We start from the raw sequence: 18,670 nt of genomic DNA on the forward strand, positions 1-18,670 counted from the left end.
TTTCGGGATATCCGCCTTACCTTAATCCAGCGCGTGAATATCCCGGTTCTTGGTTTCCGGCAGGAACAGCAGGCCGATGACTAGCGTGATCGATGCGAAGACGATTGGATACCAGAGGCCGTAATAGATGTTGCCGGCGGCTGCACTCATCGCAAAGGCCGTAGCAGGCAGCAGACCGCCGAACCAGCCGTTGCCGATATGATAGGGCAGCGACATACCGGTATAGCGGATGCGGGTCGGAAAGAGCTCGACCAGCAGCGCCGCGATCGGGCCGTAGACCATCGTCACGTAAAGTACGAGCACGAACAGGACGGCGATCGTGCCGATCCAGTTGACGCGAGCAGGATCAGCCACCATCGCGAACGTACCACCGCCAGGGATCGTATAGACGGCCATGTCGGTGACACTTTTCGCTTCATCCGCCGTCAACAGCTTGCCGGCAACGAGTTTGTCGGCCGGCAGCGTTTCCTTCTGGCCGGCGCGTATCGCATCGGCATTGAGGGTGAGTTCCGGATTGGCGGCGATGAAGGCATCGAGCTTGGCATCGGCAACCTTGGCAGCACCGCGCTTCAGCGGATAGCCGGCATCATGAAGGGCAAGATTGACGCCCTTTTCGAAGGCAGCATTGGTCTTGGCGGCATCGGCACCGGCTGCGACAGCGTCGTAACCGGTGATCGTGTCGTCACCGACCTTCACGGTCGCCGGCTGGCCGGCCGGACCCGGCACCACGTCATAAGGCACCGAGTTCTTGGTCAGGAACGCCGTTGCGATATCGCATGAACTGGTGAACTTGGAGGTACCGGTCGGATTGAACTGGAATTTGCAATCCGCCGGATCCACCGTCACCGTTGCCCGGATCGTCGCCTGCGCCTCATAGAGGGCTGGATTTGCCGTATAAGTCATCGCCTTGAACAGCGGGAAATAGGTGACCGCTGCGATGAGCAGCCCCGCCATGATGATCGGCTTGCGGCCGATCCTGTCCGACAGTCCGCCGAAGATGACGAAGAATGGCGTGGCGAGGAAGAGGGCAATCGCGACCATGATGTTGGCCGACTGAAGATCGACCTTCAGCACGTTCTGCAGGAAGAAAAGGGCGTAGAATTGACCGCCGTACCAGATGACCGCCTGGCCCATGGTAGCGCCGAAAAGCGCGATCAGCGCGATCTTGGCATTCTTCCACTGGCCGAATGCTTCCGTCAGCGGTGCCTTCGATCCCTTGCCTTCCGCCTTCATGCGCTGGAAGGCGGGCGACTCGTTCATCTTCAACCGGATCCAGACGGAGATACCGAGCAGGACGACCGAGACAAGGAACGGAATGCGCCAGCCCCAAGCGGCAAAGGCGGTCGAGCCCATGATCGACTGGACCGTGACGATGACGATCAGCGACAGGAAGAGACCGAGCGTTGCTGTCGTCTGGATCCAGGACGTGAAATAGCCGCGCCGGCCGTTCGGCGCGTGTTCGGCAACGTAAGTGGCCGCACCGCCATATTCGCCGCCGAGCGCCAGGCCCTGCAGCAGGCGCAGGCCGATCAGGATGATCGGAGCGGCAATGCCGATGGAGGCAGCACCCGGCAGGATGCCGACCAGGAAGGTCGAGAAGCCCATGATGAGAATGGTCACCAGGAAGGTGTATTTGCGGCCGACGAGATCGCCGAGGCGGCCGAAGACCAATGCGCCGAACGGACGCACCAGGAAACCCGCAGCGAAGGCGAGCAGCGTGAAGATGTTACGCGTCGCTTCCGGATACTGGGTGAAATAGGTCGCGCCGATATAGGTGGCGAGCGAACCGTAAAGATAGAAATCATACCATTCGAAAACCGTGCCGAGCGACGAGGCGAAGATAACCTTCTTCTCCTCGCCCGTCATCGGACCGGCTTTCGCGCCGTCGACGCTTGCGACATTTGCCATTGTCTGTCCTCCACAGAGTGATGAGCAACGGTCGCGGCCTACTCTCCTCAAAGCATACCCCTAGCCGCGACACGCCTAACGAGAGTTTGACAGAAAAGACGAGCCAGAAAGAGGGATGCTTTGGGATTATGACTTTAGTCTAATTTTTGTGCATGGAATTGCTGCAGCATGGCTCTTGTCGTGGCGGAACAGGCACGCTGCAATCGTCACACTCGCAAAGCCTGGGCCGGAGACAGCCGGTAGGCGAGCACTGCCGGCAAGGCGGCGAGAACAGCGGCGAAGGCGAGAAGGATCACCGCAAGCGTTCCGTCTTCGCGTGCAAAGCCGACGGGCAGGTTGACGCCGCTGCTTTGCGAGAACAAGCCGGAAAGAATGAGTGCTGCGCCATAGCCGAGTGTAAAGCCAAGCCCGACTCCAACGGCGACGAGGACATAGAATTCCAGCCAGACAATGCCGAAAATCGCGCCGCGGGGAGCACCGAAGGCGCGTAGCGCGCCAATCTGCCGCCGACGCTGGCCGATATGGATGACAGTCACGAGGATCAGCGAGGCGGCGACGAGCCCTTGCGCGCCGGAGGCAACAGCAACGAGAATCTGCTTGGCATCACCGAGCGTCGCATAGAGGCTGGTCAGCACCTCGCCGGGAAAGACGGCAATCGTCGTGCCGTTGCGATAGTCCTGCCGCAGCTTGTAGGCATCGGCAATCGTCTTTGGCTTGATGAGGATGGCCGGAAGACCGGGCGTTTCCGCGGTCCAGCTCTCGTTCAGGCCGGCATGGGGATCAGGCTCCGCATGATGGTCGGCATCCTCATGAGCGTCTTCCGCGTGTACGGCCTCTTCATGAGGATCCGCCTCCCCGGCGTGGTCATGCTCATGCTCTTCGCCCGCTTCCAGTCCATGGATATGCCAGAGGGCCTGGATTGGAACGAGGATAGCGCGGTCCCAGGCTGTGCCTGTCGGCCGCAGGCGCCCCGTCACATGATAGGCGAGCTCCGTATGGGTGCGGCCGCCGGTTTCGATCGTGCCGTGCATCGGCTTGATCTCGCCGCCGATGGCAAGGTCGACGCTCGAGCCGATGACAGCCTCGCCCTCACTGGCGAAAACCTGGCCTTCGGAAAAGCCGCCGGAAATCGTTTCCGTCAACGCCCTCGTCGTGCCGACAATCGGATAGCCCGAGAAGGAATCGCCGAAGCCGACGGGGGCAGCCCATTCAACGCGCGGATCGGCGGCAAGCTTGGCCAGAACGTCGCCGGACATCAGCGGCAGCGCAGACGGCTGCAGGAAGATCGACGATAGCACGAGCTGGGTTTCGCTGCCGCCCGCGCCGATGACGAGATCGAACTTGTCGGCTGCACGGGCGCTGCCAAGACGTAAGGCACGTTCCTGCAGGATGACGGAAACGCCGAGCGCCGTGGCAAGCGCCACCAGCAGCACGACAACGAGGGAACCAGCCCACAACCGGCGCAGATCGGCGAGGATGAAGCGGATCATGCGGCCGCTCCCTTAATGTCGGAATCGTCGATGATACGGCCGGAGCGGAATGTAAGGCGGCGGTCGAGACGGCTGGCAAGGCGGGAATCGTGCGACACGACGATCAGAGTACTGCCTTCGGCCACGGCAAGATCAAGCAGCAGATCACCGACGGCATCGCCGCTCTCCGCATCGAGGCTGGCGGTCGGCTCGTCGGCGACGATAACGCCGGGCTTGCGCAGGAGCGCCCGGGCAATCGCCACGCGCTGCATTTCACCGCGCGACATGGTCTCGATCTTCTGCCCGGCGCGATTGAGACCGACGATGCCAAGAAGATCATGGGCGCGCCCGATGATCGCCGACGTCGCAGCATGCGCAAGCCGCGCCGGCAACAGCACGTTTTCAACGGCCGACAGGCCGGGGAACAGGTGAAACTCCTGCATGACCAGTCCGATATTGGCCGCCCGGAAGCGGTCGCGGCGACTTTCGGAGAACCCGGCGATATCCTCGCTGTTCCAGCTGATGCAGCCTTCGCGGACCCGCTCCAGCCCGGTGATGATATTGACAAAGGTGCTTTTGCCGGAGCCCGAGGCGCCGGTAACCGCGACACGGCTACCCGCCGCAACCGACAGATTGTCGATGGCGAGCGCAGGCGCTGAAAGGCCGGGAAACCTAACGGCCAGATGTTCGATTTCGAGACCCAGCATTGATGCTCAGACGCTGGAATATTCGGCCTGGCGGATGCGCAGCAGGCTGACAAAGCCGGTTTCCGGGTCCTTCCACGACCCGTATTCGAGCGTGCCCCGCACTTCGATCGTCTGGCTCGGCTGTACGAAAGTCTGCTTCTCGCCGAGATAAACAACGATGATATTGTCCGGCCAGTCTGCATCGGAAGAGCAGAAGGGGCAGAGTGACATCGGTATCTCCGTCAGGACGAAGAATTGCGCTTCGGCCTTTAACGGCGGCGCCATGAAGCCCTTGATGCTGATATCCTTGCCGGCAAGGCGCTTGACCTTGTCGGAAAATTCGAGACCAAGCACACCGAACTTTCCATAAAGTTCATCAAAGCTGATCAAGGAATCATCGGCAAGAACAGGCCGGGCGAAGGGAAGCGCGGCCATGACGCCCATGAGACGACGGCGGCTGAGATTCAGCAAAAGGAGCTTTTCCATGGCGATCTCCAGAAACGGATACCCGGCCGCATAGCGGCCGGGATGAGGATCGATGAGAAGTTCTCAGGTGGGCAAGCCGCCTCGGACACAGGTGCTTAATTCGTCTGCTTGGCGCCGAGGGCGAATGCGTCGGCGAGAACGCGGTAGACGTCGCTCTGTTCCATGTAACCCTTGAAGCCTTCCGATCCGGGGCCGGTCGACTGCAGGACAACGTCATCGACAGTGTGGGCGCCGGTGGCTGCGCTCTTCGGCAGATTACCGGGAACGAAGACGGCGCCAGGAACGTCCTTGTAAGCTTCGTTGGCGACGTAATCCTTCTTTTCGTTCTGGATGGCAGGGGTGTACGGATTATCCAGCTTCGGGCGGAAGGTTTCGTAGTGGTCGGGATAGTTGCTGACGAACAGAGCCAAGCGTTTGGAGACGTCGACGCTGTCGGGATAGCCGTCATTATTGGCGTCGACATAGTTGGTGAAGCTGCGGCCCGCGACCTTCTCGCGCATCTCCGTACCTTCGATCGTATCGTCGATCGTGCCGACGACGGTGATACCGTGAGTGTGATCGCCGGTGACGACGATTAACGTGTCGGGGTTGCTGGCGGCGAATTCCTTCGCCAGTCCGACAGCCTTGTCGAACTCGATCGTATCGATGGCAGCACGCTCGCCGTCGAGAGGATGCGTCATCTTGTCGATATTGGCAGCTTCGACCATCAGGAAGAAGCCTTCCGGATTCTTCGAGAGCTTGTCGAGCGCGACCTTGGTCATTTCAACGAGTCCGGGCTGGGCCGGAAACTTGCCGACCGTGCCCTTCTTCAGGAATTCGCGATCAAGCGTCGTATCCATGTTGCCGGTGTGGAACAGGCCGAGGATCTTGCTGTCGTTGGCGCCGGCAGCGGCGGCGAGTTCCGTCTTGTCGGTCGCGAGCTTGTAACCGGCGTCCTGGAACATTTTGACGTAGTCCTTGTCGTCCTTGCGCTTCGAGCCAGCAGTCGCCTGGGGCAGGAAGTAAGCCGAGCCGCCACCGAGGATGACATCCGGCTTCACGTCGAGCAGCATGCCGGTGATTTCAGCCTTGTCGTCACGGCGACGGGTATGGGAGACGACGGCAGCCGGCGTCGCGTCCTGAAGTTCGGAGGTCGTGACGACGCCGATCGACTTGGAGGTCTGGCGGCGCAGAGCTTCGCCAAAGGTTTCGACACGCGGATCGTCCAGCGTGTCGAGCGTGCGGTCGGCATAGACGCCGAGCGAGTTGATGGCGCCCTTATGGCCGGTCATATAAGCCGACATGGTGTTGGCGCTGTCAGTGGTAACCGAATCGGTGGCGGACGTGCCGATGAAGGCCATATGGTCGAGGTCGTCCATGTTCAGACGGCCGTTCGCCTTACCTTCGGTCATGCCCTTGGACATGATGCGGGCGGCGGTGCGGTGAGCAACGGAAAGGCCGTCGCCGAGGAAGAAGATGACGTTCTTGGCCTTCGGCTGTGCGTTCGTGCCGTAAACATCCCAGGTCACGGCCTTCTTTTCGTCGCCGGCGGCGACTTCAACCTTGTAGGTGCCCGGAGCGGCGATCTTCAGGCCGCGCAGGATGAGAGCGGAGCCGAGAGCCTTGTCGTCCTTGCCCTTCTCCAGTTCTACAAACTTGGCCTCGCCCCCGAGGACAGTCTTGTAGTCCTGGCCGTTGACTGTGATCTTCACATCTTCCGGCTTGACCTGCTTGGAAAGTTCGACCTTGAAGTCGAACGGTGAACCAGCGAGAATCGTAGCGCGATCAAGCGGATAGATCGAAGCTGCCTGAGCAGCGCCAGCAAGAATCGTGGTGGCCGCGAAAGCGGCGAGAAGCATACGCATGGAAAAACCCCCGTTTTTCGTTGCAGTTATTACAACGGGTCGGGGATACCCCCCGGCAATGACAGAGGGATGACAAAACGCTGCAGCATTGCAGCGCCCTTCTCCTACTCTCGTTCCGCACGCAAAAACCTTGACTCCTGTGGAAAACCTTTTATGAGCAACGACGGAAAAGGAATATCCATGGTTCGCCACGAGCACGCCATCGCTGAGCGCAATAACCTGGCAGAAAATGCCCGGTTGGATTTTGCCGTTCCGGTTTCTTCCAAAACCAAGGCCAAAACGACGACGAAAACCGTCTGACGTCTCTGGCCTGCCGCTCTCTCCCCGGCCCGGCTGGGGACAGGAAGCCGCGATGATATCGCGCTTCCCCCCTCACCGGACAAGAGGAGAGAAGAGAAAGAGAGCTTGAGAAATGGGTTTCAAAGTTGCAGTTGCCGGAGCCACCGGAAATGTCGGGCGCGAAATGCTCAACATTCTCTCCGAACGTGGTTTCCCGGCCGATGAAGTCGTAGCACTCGCCTCCTCCCGCTCCCAGGGCCTAGAGGTTTCCTACGGCGATCGGACGCTGAAGGTCTCCAATCTGGAGAATTACGATTTCTCCGACACCGATATCTGCCTGATGTCGGCCGGCGGCGAGGTTTCCAAGCGCGTCTCCCCGAAGATCGGCCAGCAGGGCTGCGTCGTCATCGATAATTCTTCGGCCTGGCGCTACGACGCCGACGTGCCGCTAATTGTTCCGGAAGTAAATCCGGACGCGATTTCGCTCTTCACAAAGCGCAACATTATTGCCAACCCGAACTGCTCGACTGCCCAGCTCGTCGTCGCGCTGAAGCCGCTGCATGACTTCGCCAAGATCAAGCGCGTCGTCGTCTCGACTTACCAGTCGGTTTCCGGCGCCGGCAAGGATGGCATGGACGAGCTCTTCAACCAGACACGCGCCGTCTTCGTTGCCGATCCGATCGAGAACAAGAAATTCACCAAGCGTATCGCCTTCAACGTCATTCCGCACATCGACACTTTCATGGAAGACGGCTACACGAAGGAAGAGTGGAAGGTTCTGGCTGAAACGAAGAAGATGCTGGATCCGAAGATCAAGGTGACCTGCACCGCGGTCCGCGTTCCTGTTTTCATCGGCCATTCTGAATCGGTCAACATCGAATTCGAAAACGAGATTACGGCTGACCAGGCTCGCGATATCCTGCGCGATGCGCCGGGCTGCCTCGTCATCGACAAGCACGAGGATGGCGGCTACATCACGCCATACGAATCCGCCGGCGAGGATGCGACCTTCATCTCGCGCATCCGCGAAGACGCAACCGTCGAGAATGGCCTCAACCTGTGGGTCGTCTCCGACAACCTTCGCAAGGGTGCGGCCCTCAACGCCATCCAGATCGCCGAGCTGCTCATCAATCGTGGCCTCGTCAAGCCGCGCAAGCAGGCAGCCTGATACCATTTGTAAACCATAATATGCTAAAGCCCTGCTCGACGAGCGGGGCTTTTTCGGGCAAATACTGCCGTATAAGCGTTCGCTAAAAGGTGATCGTGACAAAGTCGCCGGTGGCTGGCATTCTCTTGCCCGGCTTAAAAGCTATGCAGATCGAGAGCGGGGTTTCTCAATGCGCATGAAAAAATTGATTTTGGCGGCCGCCGCGGCAATGGGCGTCCTCCATACGGTACCGGCGTTCGCGCAGGGTCCCCAATGCGGCAATACCAGCGCCGGTTTCGATGCCTGGGTCGCCGACTTCAAGCAGACGGCAGCGGCCAATGGCGTCAGCCAGTCGGTCCTGAGCCGTGCCTTCGCCAATGTCAGCTATAACAAGCCGACTATCGCCGCCGACCGCGGCCAGAAGAGCTTCAAGCTGTCCTTCGACGCATTCATGAAGAAGCGCGGCGGTGCGGCCGTCATCTCTCGCGGCCGTTCGATGAAAGCCGCCAACCAGGCTCTCTTCGCTTCGATCGAGCGCCGCTTCGGCGTTCCGGCCGGTCCGCTGATCGCCATCTGGGGCATGGAAACCGGCTTCGGCAGCTATATGGGCAACCAGCATACGATGTCCGCAGTCTCCACCCTCGCCTATGACTGCCGTCGCTCGGAATATTTCACCGACCAGCTTTATGCAGCCTTGCAGCTCGTTTCGGAAGGCTATCTCAGCCCGCAAGCCCGCGGTGCTGCCCATGGCGAAATCGGCCAGACGCAGTTCCTGCCACGCAACGTCGTAAGCTACGGCGCGGACGGTGACGGTGACGGCCGCGTCGATATGGTTGGCTCCCGCGCTGATGCGCTGGCCTCTACCGCCAATTTCCTTAAGGGTCACGGCTGGCGTGCCGGCGCCGGTTACCAGCCGGGCGAGCCGAACTTCGTCGCCATCCAGGGCTGGAATGCCGCAACGGTCTATCAGCAGGCAATCGCCTATATCGGTCAGCAGATCGACGGCAACTGAAGAGACGTTCAATAGGAAAATGATACGAGCGCCGCATGCGAATGCGGCGTTTTTCAGCTGCGGATATCGTGGGTTCCGCCGGCAGCCTTGCGCCGCTCTTCCTGCGGTGCCGCCGAAGGAACAATCGGCCCGGCAACGACGCAATTGCGTCCCGAGGCCTTGGCGGCATAGAGCGCCAGATCGGCGCGCTTCACCAGATCATCGAAGTTACGATTGCTCACGGCATTTGCACGCCCCGCGCAGCCGAAGCTTGCCGTAACTCGCAGCCGCTCGCCACTCGGCAGCGCGATGTCAGCAGCCTCGATGGCCAATCGGACACGTTCCGCAACGATCGCCGCATCCTCAGGTGTCGAATCCGGCAGCAATGCCATGAACTCCTCGCCGCCGTGGCGCACCAGCAGATCGAAGGAGCGAAAGCTTTCCCGCGCGACGGCGGCTACGTGCTTCAGCACGATATCGCCTGCGTCATGGCCATATACGTCGTTGATTTTCTTGAAGTGATCGAGATCGAACAGCACGACCGAAATCCAGCGTGATCCATACTCAGCCTGCATCAGAAGCGCCAAAGCGGCAGCCTCGAAGCCACGGCGATTATAAAGGCCCGTCAGAAGATCGGTTTGGGCAGCATTGCGCAGTTCGTTGATGAGCAGTTCACGCTCTTCGGTGACACGGGCGACGAGACGGATGCCCCGAACCGCAAGCGCCACAATAAGGGCAACGAGCAGAACCAGTCCGGATGACAACGCAAGCACGATCGTCATGTGAATGTGCGAGCGCATCGACAGCTTCTGTCCGGTCACATGAATATCATCGGTTACGGAGGCGATTTTCTGCCGCAGGAAATCCAGCCGCTCGTTCTGGATACCAATCCATTTGTCTCGGATCGCCTTGTCCGGCCGCAGCGCACCCGAAACCATGGCCTTTGTGAAGGTATCGGCCCAGACCTCGTCGGGCTGAGCCCTATAGGCAAGGATCTCCCGGACGACAGGCGAGGAAGAATGAAAACGCAGGCGATCCATGCCGTTACCGAGCATCATTTCGCCTTGAACGAGCTGCTCGTGTGACATGGCGGAAAAGTCGGTTTGGTCGAAATAACGCTGGCCAAGGTTGCCGATCAGCCGCTCACCGTAGTAGGTCAGCAGGATACTCATCAGCTCGCTGGATTTGCGCATCAACACGGGATCATGGATCCTCGACGAAAGCGACGAGACGAGACCAAGCTGCTTCAATCCGGCCTGACCATAGATATGAACGGGGTTGCCGCCTTTGCCGTAATAACCTCGATCGACCGCCGAACGCGCCGCAACGATACGGCTGTAAGCAAGACGGAGATCGGAAAGCTGTGACTGCAGACCGAGATCAAGTGTTTCAACGGGCGGGAGACTGGCGTTGAAACGCGCGCGTTCGCTGTCGAGCGCGCTGCGCCTTTCCATCATGGCCGCCCTGGTTATCTCGTCCGGATTGTTGATGTAGGTTCGCGTCGCGACGAGTTCCGCCAGAATCTCATTGGCAGCAATCGATCCTCCACGAGCAAGAACATCGGCAAAGAGATGGTCATTTTCGAGCGCGCGGTACTGCATGAGCGAGGAGCGGATCAACACCACTCCTTCGACAATCATGAAGACGAAGGGCAGCAGAATGGCGGCTAGTACTGCCCTTCTGATATTCTTGAATTTCAGCACTTCGAAATTCATAACTGATCCACGCGCATATACCGCCTGCAAGCGCAGCTTAGTGGAATATCTTAAAAAACTGCTAAAGCGGTCTATCCCTAGATTTCGGGACGGATAAAATCGAGTGTCTCAGAATCCATCACCCAGAGCTCGCCGGTCGAAATGTCGAACCAGACGCCGTGAAGCTCCAGCTTGCCCTCTTCTTCGAGAGCCTTGATATCAGGGAAAGATCTGAGATTGTTGATCGAATTGCGGATGGAGACCCGCTCCAGCGCAGTCTGCCGTTCGGCCGGCGTCATGACGTTGTTGCTGCCAATCTGCTCGGCGGCAGGGCGAACGAGCGACATCCAGCGGCCGATGAAATCACCGGATGATAAAGGCTCAGCATCGGGATCAAGGGCTGCGCGGATACCGCCGCAGCGGCCATGGCCCATGACAACGATATTCTTGACCTTCAGAGCCTGCACGGCGAATTCGAGCGCTGCCGACGTGGAATGGAAATGGCCATCCGGCTCATAAGGCGGCACCATGTTGGCGACGTTGCGGATGACGAAGAGTTCGCCCGGCCCTGCATCGAAGATCAATTCGGGAGCCGCGCGCGAGTCGCAACAGGCAATAACGAGCGTCGTCGGGTTCTGCCCGTTTTCCGCAAGCTGCCGATACCGGTCGCGGGCATCGGCATATCGCCCGCTCATGAAGTTGCGATAACCGTCCAGCAGGGAGTTAGGGAAGCTCATCATGTCTCTGGATTAGCGCGCACGTGAGCCAAGATCAACTGCTGCGCTGCAAAAGCCGGAGACCTATTTTTTTCGCCGCTGGGCAGGATGGACGAGGTGACGCATCTGCACCATTGCCATGGGCGTCGAAAGACTGGAGGCATCGCTTGCCAGCATCAGCTCGTTGCTGCCGCGCTTGACGGCGCGCGCCAACACTTCGAACACGCTGGCGGTCGCCAGCTGCAGCGCCTTTTCATCCTCCATTCCCGAGAGCAGGCGAGAGAGAAAAAGGGCGGCAAGCAGGTCGCCGAGCCCATTTGGTGGGTTTTCAACGACACGGTGTTCGGCAAGCAGGGCATGCTTTCCAGAGAGATAGAGATTGCCGGTACCGCCCGCCATCATCGGCACCGTCGATGTGACCAGCATGCGCGAGGGGCCAAGCGAAAGTGCGGCCTCCATGACCGCGCTGTTGTCATCAAGTGCCGCGCCTGAAAGCCAGGCAAGTTCGTACCGGTTCGGCGTTGCGAGCGAGGCAAGCGGTATCAGATGGTCGCGGATCGCCTCGGCTGTCGCTTCCGGCACGTAGAGGCCGCCGAGATCACCCATGACCGGATCGCAGACATAGAGCAGCTCCGGATTCTTCTCGCGCAAGGATGCAACGAGTTTCGCGACGGAGCGGGCCTGGGCTGCGTTGCCGAAGTAGCCTGACAATACAGCCTTGACCTCGCCGATCCACGGCGCGCGGATGAGATCGTCGATCGCCGCCTCGAAATCGGCCTCGGCGAAGGTCAGCCGTGTCGAGCGGCCATGACCGGGATGCCAGGGCAGCACGATCGTCGGCAGCGCCCAGACCTGATGGCCGAGCGTTTCCAGCGCAAAGACCGCAGCACGGTTTCCAACCGACCCCCGCACGACATGGCTGGAGATGACGATGACTGCGCCCGCTGCGTTTTCCGACATGGCATCCGAATCCGAATTTCGACCGCCGTTGATGATCTTTTTGACGAGGCGCTGTCAACCATTCTTCACGCGAGCGTGGAAATGTGCGGCGGGACGTAAAGGCCGGATAAAGTCATTTTGCCGTCCATCGGCATAAAACGACCTAAAAGCTTTCGAAATCTCTCGCAAGCATAGCCAAAAAAGCACGAAAACTACTTTTCGAAGCCCTCTTTTAAGGATTCTTTCGAAGAACCTTCTGCTACCTTGCCCACATCAAAACAATCGGGGGGATGATCCATGGCCACCAGAAACAATCCAAAACGGGAAAAGCAGATCGAGAGCGCACGCAAGATCGCGGCCGCGACCGGCGAACCCCATCTCGATCCCGAAATCCTCTTCGGCCGTGCAAGCGGCGACGACCTAGAACTCTACACCCCAGAAATGCTTGCGCTTTCCGCCGTACACTCGGCAGCCGAGCTCGGCGCCTGGAACGGCAAGGTGCCGCGCGTCAGCATCGACACGGTCGCCGATGTCACGCCCGATGGCGTTGCAATCTCCATTCTTTCGGTGACGGATCACAATAAGCCCTTCCTCTACGAATCCGTCATGGGTGAGGTGACCAGCACCTACCGCGACATCTACATGGCAGTTCATCCGATCCTGATCCTGGAAGACGGCAAGGCTCCGGAACTCTATTCCGCCGATGTGCCGAGCGACCCGGCAAAGCGGGTGAGCCACATCCAGCTTCACATTTCGCCTCTGAGCCCCTCCCAGGCCGCCGACCTGATCAAGCGGATCAAGGCGGTACTCGAGCAGGTAGAGCTTGCCGTTTCCGACTGGAAGCCGATGCTTGCCCGCGTCGATGAAGTGATTTCAGAGCTTTCGAATTACAACGCCAGCCGCAAGAAAGCCGACCGTGACGAGGCCATCGCCTTCCTGACCTGGCTGCGTGACGAGAACTTCACCTTCCTCGGCATGCGCGACTACGTCTATTCCGGCAAGGGTCCCGATTCCAAGGTCGAACGCGACAAGGGAACAGGCCTCGGCATTCTCTCCAATCCCGAGGTTCTTGTTCTGCGCACCGGTAAGGACGCCGTGACGACGACGCCGGAAATTCTCGCCTTCCTCGATGGTCCCGATTTCCTGATCGTCACCAAAGCCAACGTGAAATCCATTGTCCATCGCCGCGCCTACATGGATTATGTCGGCGTCAAGCGCTTCGACGCACAGGGCAACGTAACGGGGGAACTCCGCATCGTTGGCCTGTTCACCTCGACAGCCTATACGTCCTCGGCCACCGAAATCCCGCTGCTGCGGTCCAAGATCGAAAAGGTGAAGGAGCATTTCGGCTTCGACCCGATGAGCCACTCCGGCCGCATGCTCGACAACACCTTGGAATCCTATCCGCGTGATGATCTCTTCCAGATCGATACCCCGCTGCTCGCGACCTTTGCAGAACAGATCAACGACCTCGCCGATCGCCCGCGCGTGCGGGTGCTGCCGCGCATCGACCATTTCGACCGTTTCGTCTCGGTCATCATCTTCGTGCCGCGCGAGGAATATGACTCGATCGTGCGCGAACGCATCGGCGCCTATCTGAAAACCGTCTATGACGGCCGTGTTTCCGCCTATTATCCGGCCTTCCCGGAAGGTGGAGTGGCTCGCGTTCACTTCATCATCGGCCGCTCGGGCGGTAAGACGCCACGCATCCATCAGGCCAAGCTCGAGGAGACGATCCGCCAGATCACCGCGCGCTGGGACAGCCGCTTCGAGATGCTCGCCGGCCCCAAGGCGCCGAAGCTCGGCGTCAGCAACGCCTTCCAGGAAGCCTTCACGCCGGATGAAGCGGTCGGCGATCTGCCCGACATCGCCGCATGCGCCGCCGGCGAGCCGATCCGCATCGAATTCTACTATCGCCAGGACGATGAACGCGGCCGCATCCTGTCGCTGAAGATCTTCCATAGCGGCGAGCAGCTGCCGCTGTCGCGCCGCGTGCCTCTACTCGAAAACCTCGGCTTCAACGTCCTGAGCGAACGGACCTTCGATATCGAAGTTCCGGCCGCCGACAGCGCCATCAACATTGTCGTGCTGCACGACATGGAACTCGAGGCTCGCAGCGGTGCGGACATTGACCTCGCACGTTTTGGCGCACCGCTCGAAGAAGCCTTCGTCGCAGCCTTCAGTGACACGATCGACAATGACAGCTTCAACCGGCTGATCCTGTCGGCCGGTCTCTCGGCCCGCGAGGTTAGTGTGCTGCGCGCCTATGCGCGCTATCTGCGCCAGGCCGGCATCGCCTATTCGCAGGATTATATCGCAACCACCCTCGACAAATATCCTGTTATCGCCGCTTCGATCTTCCGCCTGTTCCACGACACGCTCGATACGAAGCTGTCGGAAAAGGCGCGTATCAAGAAGCTCGCCGAACTGCATCAGGCAATCGAAGCCGAGCTTGCCGACGTGCCGAGCCTGGATGACGACCGTATCCTGCGCCGCTATGTCAATATCGTCGATGCAACGCTGCGCACCAATTATTTCCAGCGCAATGCCGATGGGACACCGAAGGCGATGCTCGCCTTCAAGCTCGACCCGTATCTGGTCGACGGCCTACCGGAACCGAAGCCTTTCCGTGAAATCTTCGTGTATGGCGTGGAAGTGGAAGGCGTGCATCTGCGCTTCGGCCGCGTTGCCCGTGGCGGCCTGCGCTGGTCGGACCGCGCCGAGGACTATCGTACCGAAGTTCTGGGCCTCGTGAAGGCGCAGCAGGTCAAGAATGCTGTGATCGTGCCTGTCGGTGCCAAGGGCGGTTTCTATCCCAAGAAACTGCCGATCGGCGGCAGCCGCGATGAGGTCTTCAATGCAGGCAGGGAAGCCTACAAAACCTATATCCGTACGCTGCTTTCCATCACTGACAATATCTCCGGCGCCGACATCGTCCCGCCTGATAACACGGTGCGTCTCGATGGCGATGACCCCTATTTCGTCGTCGCTGCCGACAAGGGCACGGCAACCTTTTCCGACACCGCCAATGCCCTTGCTCAGGAAGCGGGCTTCTGGCTGGACGACGCCTTCGCTTCGGGTGGTTCGGCCGGTTACGACCACAAGAAAATGGGCATCACTGCCCGTGGCGCCTGGGAAACGGTGAAACGCCACTTCCGCGAAATGGACATCGATATCCAGACGACACCCTTTACGGTGTCAGGCGTCGGCGACATGTCCGGTGACGTTTTCGGCAACGGCATGCTGCTTTCGCCGAAGATCAGGCTGGTCGCTGCTTTCGATCATCGCGACATCATCATCGACCCCGACCCGAATACGGAAAAGACGCTCGCCGAGCGCCAGCGCTTGTTCAACCTACCGCGCTCAAGCTGGCAGGACTTCGACAAGTCCGTGCTCTCGAAAGGCGCCATGATCATTTCGCGCTCGGCAAAGTCGGTTACGCTGACGCCGGAGGCCGTAGCCGCAATCGACATCGACAAGGCGGTCGCCACGCCCTTCGAGATCATGACGGCGATCCTGAAGAGCCCGGTCGACCTGCTCTGGTTTGGCGGCATCGGCACCTACGTGAAGGCCGCGTCGGAAACCGATGCGGAAGTGGGCGACCGCGCCAACGATCCGATCCGCATCACGGCCGACGAAGTGCGCGCCAAGGTAATCGGCGAAGGCGCCAATCTCGGCGTCACGCAGAAGGGCCGCATTGCCTATGGCCTGAAGGGCGGACGCAGCAATTCCGATGCCATCGACAACTCTGCCGGCGTCAACACGTCGGACGTCGAGGTCAATATCAAGATCGCGCTGGCAAACGCCATGCATGAACAGCGCCTCAACCGGGCAAAGCGCGACCAGCTTCTCGGCAGCATGACCGATGAAGTGGCCGGACTCGTGCTGCGCAACAACTACCTGCAGTCCCTGGCGATCTCACTGACATCCCGCAAAGGAACGGCAAACGGCCTGGAACTCGGCCGTTTCATGAGCGTGCTGGAAGCAGCCGGCCAACTGAACCGCAAGGTCGAGACGCTTCCCGACGACGCCTCGCTGTCCGAACGTTATACGGCCGGACGGCCGCTGACGCGCCCCGAGATCGGCGTGCTGCTCTCCTATGCCAAGATCGTCCTCTTCGACGCGCTGATCGCCAGTGAGTTGCCTGATGACCCTTATTTCATCAGCACGCTATTCAACTACTTCCCGGCCAAGATGCAGAAGTCGAACGCATCCGACATCGACACCCACCGGCTGAAGCGGGAAATCGTCGCGACCGTCCTCGCAAATGAGGCGATCAACCGCGGCGGGCCGGGCTTTACCGTGAGCATGATGGATGCCACAGCGGCCTCTGCCTCTGAGGTCGTACGCGCCGCGATCGTCGCCCGTGACGGCTTTGATCTCAACCGGCTATGGGCCGCAACCGATGCCCTGGACAACAAGGTTTCCGGCGAGGTCCAGAACCGGATTTACGAGGAGATCACCAATAACTTCACCGTGCTGACACGTCTGCTGCTGAAGACCGGCATGACCCGAGGCGGGATGGCGGAAATCATTAGCCGGCTGCAGGCTGCTCTGAAAAAACTTAAACCCGCCTTTGCCGAGCAGGCAGCAGCCGAAGTCTCAGCGCGCCAGCAGGAGTACCAGCAGGCCGGCCTGCCGGAAAAACTGGCCGCCGAAATTGCAGCTCTACCGACCCTCGCCCTCGTGCCGGAAATCATGCAGATCGCCGAACGGACCGGCGAGGCGCTGCCGCGTGCGGCCGAAAACTACTTTGCCGTGACCCAGACCTTCCGTGTCGGCCGGCTGCTTGCTGCCGGCAACCGCATCATTACGTCGGACCACTATGAAAACCTCGCGCTTGCCCGTAGCATCGACCAGATCGCCAGCGCCCGTCGCGATATCGTGATCTCCGCACTTTCCGATCACGGCAAGGAAAAGCAGCCGGTCCAGGCCTGGCATGCGCAGGACAGGATCCGCATCAACCGCATCGTCGAGGAGCTTGCGAGCCTCAGTGATGGCGCCGATCCGAACCTCGCCCGCATCACTGTTGCCGCAGGCATCCTGACCGACCTTGCGCGCGACCGGGCGAGATGAGACAGTCCGCCCCAAAAAGGAGCGGACGCTTGAATCGCATTGACTGGACAGGAACGCAGCCGCCGAAAGCCACGGAGAAGGGCATATGGGGCTGGATGCTCTTCGATTGGGCAGCCCAGCCTTTCTTCACCGTGGTCACCACCTTCATTTTCGGCCCCTACTTCGTCTCGCGGCTGACGGCCGATCCCGTCTCCGCGCAGACGATGTGGAGCAATATGGCGACGATCTCCTCGATCATCATCGCCATCCTGTCTCCCATACTAGGCTCCATTGCCGACCAGTCCGGCGCACGCAAACCCTGGATCGCCTTCTTCGCTGTGATCAAGATCGTCAGCCTCTGCTGCCTCTGGTTTGCTGCCCCGGGCTCACCAATTATCTATCCCGTCATCTTCATGATCCTTGCCTCGATCTCGGCGGAGTTTTCGATCGTATTCAACGATTCCATGATGCCGCGCCTTGTCGGCAAGGATGAGGTTGGCAGGCTTTCCAACACCGCCTGGGGTCTTGGTTATCTCGGCGGTATGATCGTGCTGATCGCCGTCGTGGCACTGCTGGCCGGCAGCCCGGAAAGCGGCAAGACCATTCTGGGCCTCGATCCGCTTTTCGGTCTCGATCCTCATACGGGCGAGGATGCGCGCGTCACCGGTCCGATTTCGGCCGTCTGGTATCTGATCTTCATCCTGCCGATGTTTTTCTTCACACCGGATGCCCGCAAGGGACTGCCTTTCGGCTTTGCCGTGCGTTTCGGCCTCAAGGAATTGCGCAATACGCTCGGCGAACTGAAGACGCGCCGCAATATCCTGACCTTCCTTATCGCCCGCATGATCTATCAGGATGGCGTCAACGGCCTGCTGATCCTTGGCGGCGCCTTCGCGGCGGGCATGTTCGGCTGGGCCACGATCGAGATCGGCATCTACGGGATCATTCTCAATGTCGTGGCAATCCTCGGCTGCCTGATTGCCGGACGCGTCGACAGGGGGATCGGCTCGAAGGTGACTGTTATCATCAGCCTCACCATGCTGTTGCTGGCCACGATCGGCATTATTTCCACCGGCCCCGGCTACACTTTCTTCGGACTGATGCCGCTTTCGACCGCCGACGGCGGTGGACTTTTCGGCACGATGGCAGAAAAAGCCTATATCCTCTATGGCCTGTTGATCGGTCTTGCCTTTGGCCCGGTGCAGGCCTCATCGCGCTCCTATCTGGCGCGCAGCGTCAGCCTCGAAGAAGCGGGCCGTTATTTCGGCATCTATGCGCTGTCCGGCCGCGCCACGAGCTTCATGGCAACGCTGTTGTTTTCGATTGTGACCTATTTGACCGGATCGGCGCATCTCGGCATGTCGACGCTGATCCTGTTCCTGGCCGGAGGCCTAGTGCTGCTGATCCGCACGCCCTATCCGGCGGATCGCGCCTGACATATTCCCCCGGCCGCAAA

The 18,670-nt window shown here is 59.9% G+C and carries 13 protein-coding genes; 5 read left to right on the forward strand and 8 right to left on the reverse strand.

Going from position 1 to position 18,670, the window contains the following annotated elements:
* Positions 1-21 precede the first annotated feature (21 nt).
* The 5 genes from J2X71_RS34970 to J2X71_RS34990 all read right to left on the reverse strand — a co-directional run bounded on the left by J2X71_RS34970 (position 22) and on the right by J2X71_RS34990 (position 6,393).
* Complete coding sequence (locus tag J2X71_RS34970; protein ID WP_310389730.1) at positions 22-1,908, reverse strand: MFS transporter; 1,887 nt, start codon at positions 1,906-1,908, stop codon at positions 22-24.
* A gap of 206 nt (positions 1,909-2,114) precedes the next feature.
* A complete protein-coding gene (locus J2X71_RS34975) occupies positions 2,115-3,398 on the reverse strand; it encodes an FtsX-like permease family protein (RefSeq protein ID WP_310389731.1) in 1,284 nt (427 codons plus the stop codon).
* Positions 3,395-4,084, reverse strand: a complete 690-nt coding sequence (locus J2X71_RS34980) for an ABC transporter ATP-binding protein (protein ID WP_310389733.1) — start codon at positions 4,082-4,084, stop codon at positions 3,395-3,397. Before J2X71_RS34980 ends, J2X71_RS34975 begins: the two co-directional genes overlap by 4 nt.
* A 6-nt stretch (positions 4,085-4,090) precedes the next feature.
* On the reverse strand, positions 4,091-4,549 hold the full coding sequence (locus J2X71_RS34985) for a hypothetical protein (RefSeq protein WP_310389735.1): 459 nt from the start codon (positions 4,547-4,549) through the stop codon (positions 4,091-4,093).
* A 95-nt stretch (positions 4,550-4,644) separates the two neighbouring features.
* The gene (locus J2X71_RS34990) at positions 4,645-6,393 is read right to left on the reverse strand and encodes an alkaline phosphatase (RefSeq protein WP_310389737.1); all 1,749 of its coding nucleotides are present in this window, start codon (positions 6,391-6,393) and stop codon (positions 4,645-4,647) included.
* A gap of 69 nt (positions 6,394-6,462) precedes the next feature.
* Between J2X71_RS34990 and J2X71_RS34995 the strand changes: the two genes are divergently transcribed.
* The 3 genes from J2X71_RS34995 (at position 6,463) to J2X71_RS35005 (ending at position 8,831) form a co-directional block, all read left to right on the forward strand.
* Positions 6,463-6,693 carry a hypothetical protein gene (locus J2X71_RS34995; protein ID WP_310389739.1) on the forward strand — a complete coding sequence of 77 codons (231 nt, stop codon included), beginning with the start codon at positions 6,463-6,465 and terminating at the stop codon, positions 6,691-6,693.
* 112 nt (positions 6,694-6,805) lie between these two features.
* Entirely contained in the window at positions 6,806-7,840 is a 1,035-nt protein-coding gene (locus J2X71_RS35000) for an aspartate-semialdehyde dehydrogenase (protein WP_007824760.1), read from the forward strand.
* A gap of 169 nt (positions 7,841-8,009) precedes the next feature.
* Positions 8,010-8,831: a lytic transglycosylase domain-containing protein gene (locus J2X71_RS35005; RefSeq protein WP_113322193.1), complete on the forward strand. Its 822-nt coding sequence runs from the start codon at positions 8,010-8,012 to the stop codon at positions 8,829-8,831.
* 53 nt (positions 8,832-8,884) lie between these two features.
* Here J2X71_RS35005 and J2X71_RS35010 read toward each other — a convergent pair whose 3' ends face one another.
* From J2X71_RS35010 to pdxY, 3 genes are all read right to left on the reverse strand, one after another.
* Positions 8,885-10,510 (reverse strand): GGDEF domain-containing protein, encoded by a 1,626-nt coding sequence (locus J2X71_RS35010; protein WP_310389892.1) that lies wholly within the window; start codon positions 10,508-10,510, stop codon positions 8,885-8,887.
* A gap of 92 nt (positions 10,511-10,602) precedes the next feature.
* Entirely contained in the window at positions 10,603-11,244 is a 642-nt protein-coding gene (locus J2X71_RS35015) for a carbonic anhydrase (protein ID WP_310389743.1), read from the reverse strand.
* A gap of 60 nt (positions 11,245-11,304) precedes the next feature.
* The gene (gene pdxY, locus J2X71_RS35020; protein ID WP_310389745.1) at positions 11,305-12,180 is read right to left on the reverse strand and encodes a pyridoxal kinase PdxY; all 876 of its coding nucleotides are present in this window, start codon (positions 12,178-12,180) and stop codon (positions 11,305-11,307) included.
* 276 nt (positions 12,181-12,456) lie between these two features.
* Here pdxY and J2X71_RS35025 point away from each other — a divergent pair, with 276 nt between their 5' ends.
* A complete protein-coding gene (locus J2X71_RS35025) occupies positions 12,457-17,235 on the forward strand; it encodes an NAD-glutamate dehydrogenase (RefSeq protein ID WP_310389747.1) in 4,779 nt (1,592 codons plus the stop codon).
* The gene (locus J2X71_RS35030) at positions 17,232-18,650 is read left to right on the forward strand and encodes an MFS transporter (protein WP_310389749.1); all 1,419 of its coding nucleotides are present in this window, start codon (positions 17,232-17,234) and stop codon (positions 18,648-18,650) included. The genes J2X71_RS35025 and J2X71_RS35030 overlap by 4 nt, the downstream gene beginning before the upstream one ends.
* Positions 18,651-18,670: the final 20 nt, after the last annotated feature.

It is taken from the genome of Rhizobium sp. 1399 (assembly GCF_031455475.1).
Taxonomy (GTDB): Bacteria; Pseudomonadota; Alphaproteobacteria; order Rhizobiales; family Rhizobiaceae; genus Rhizobium.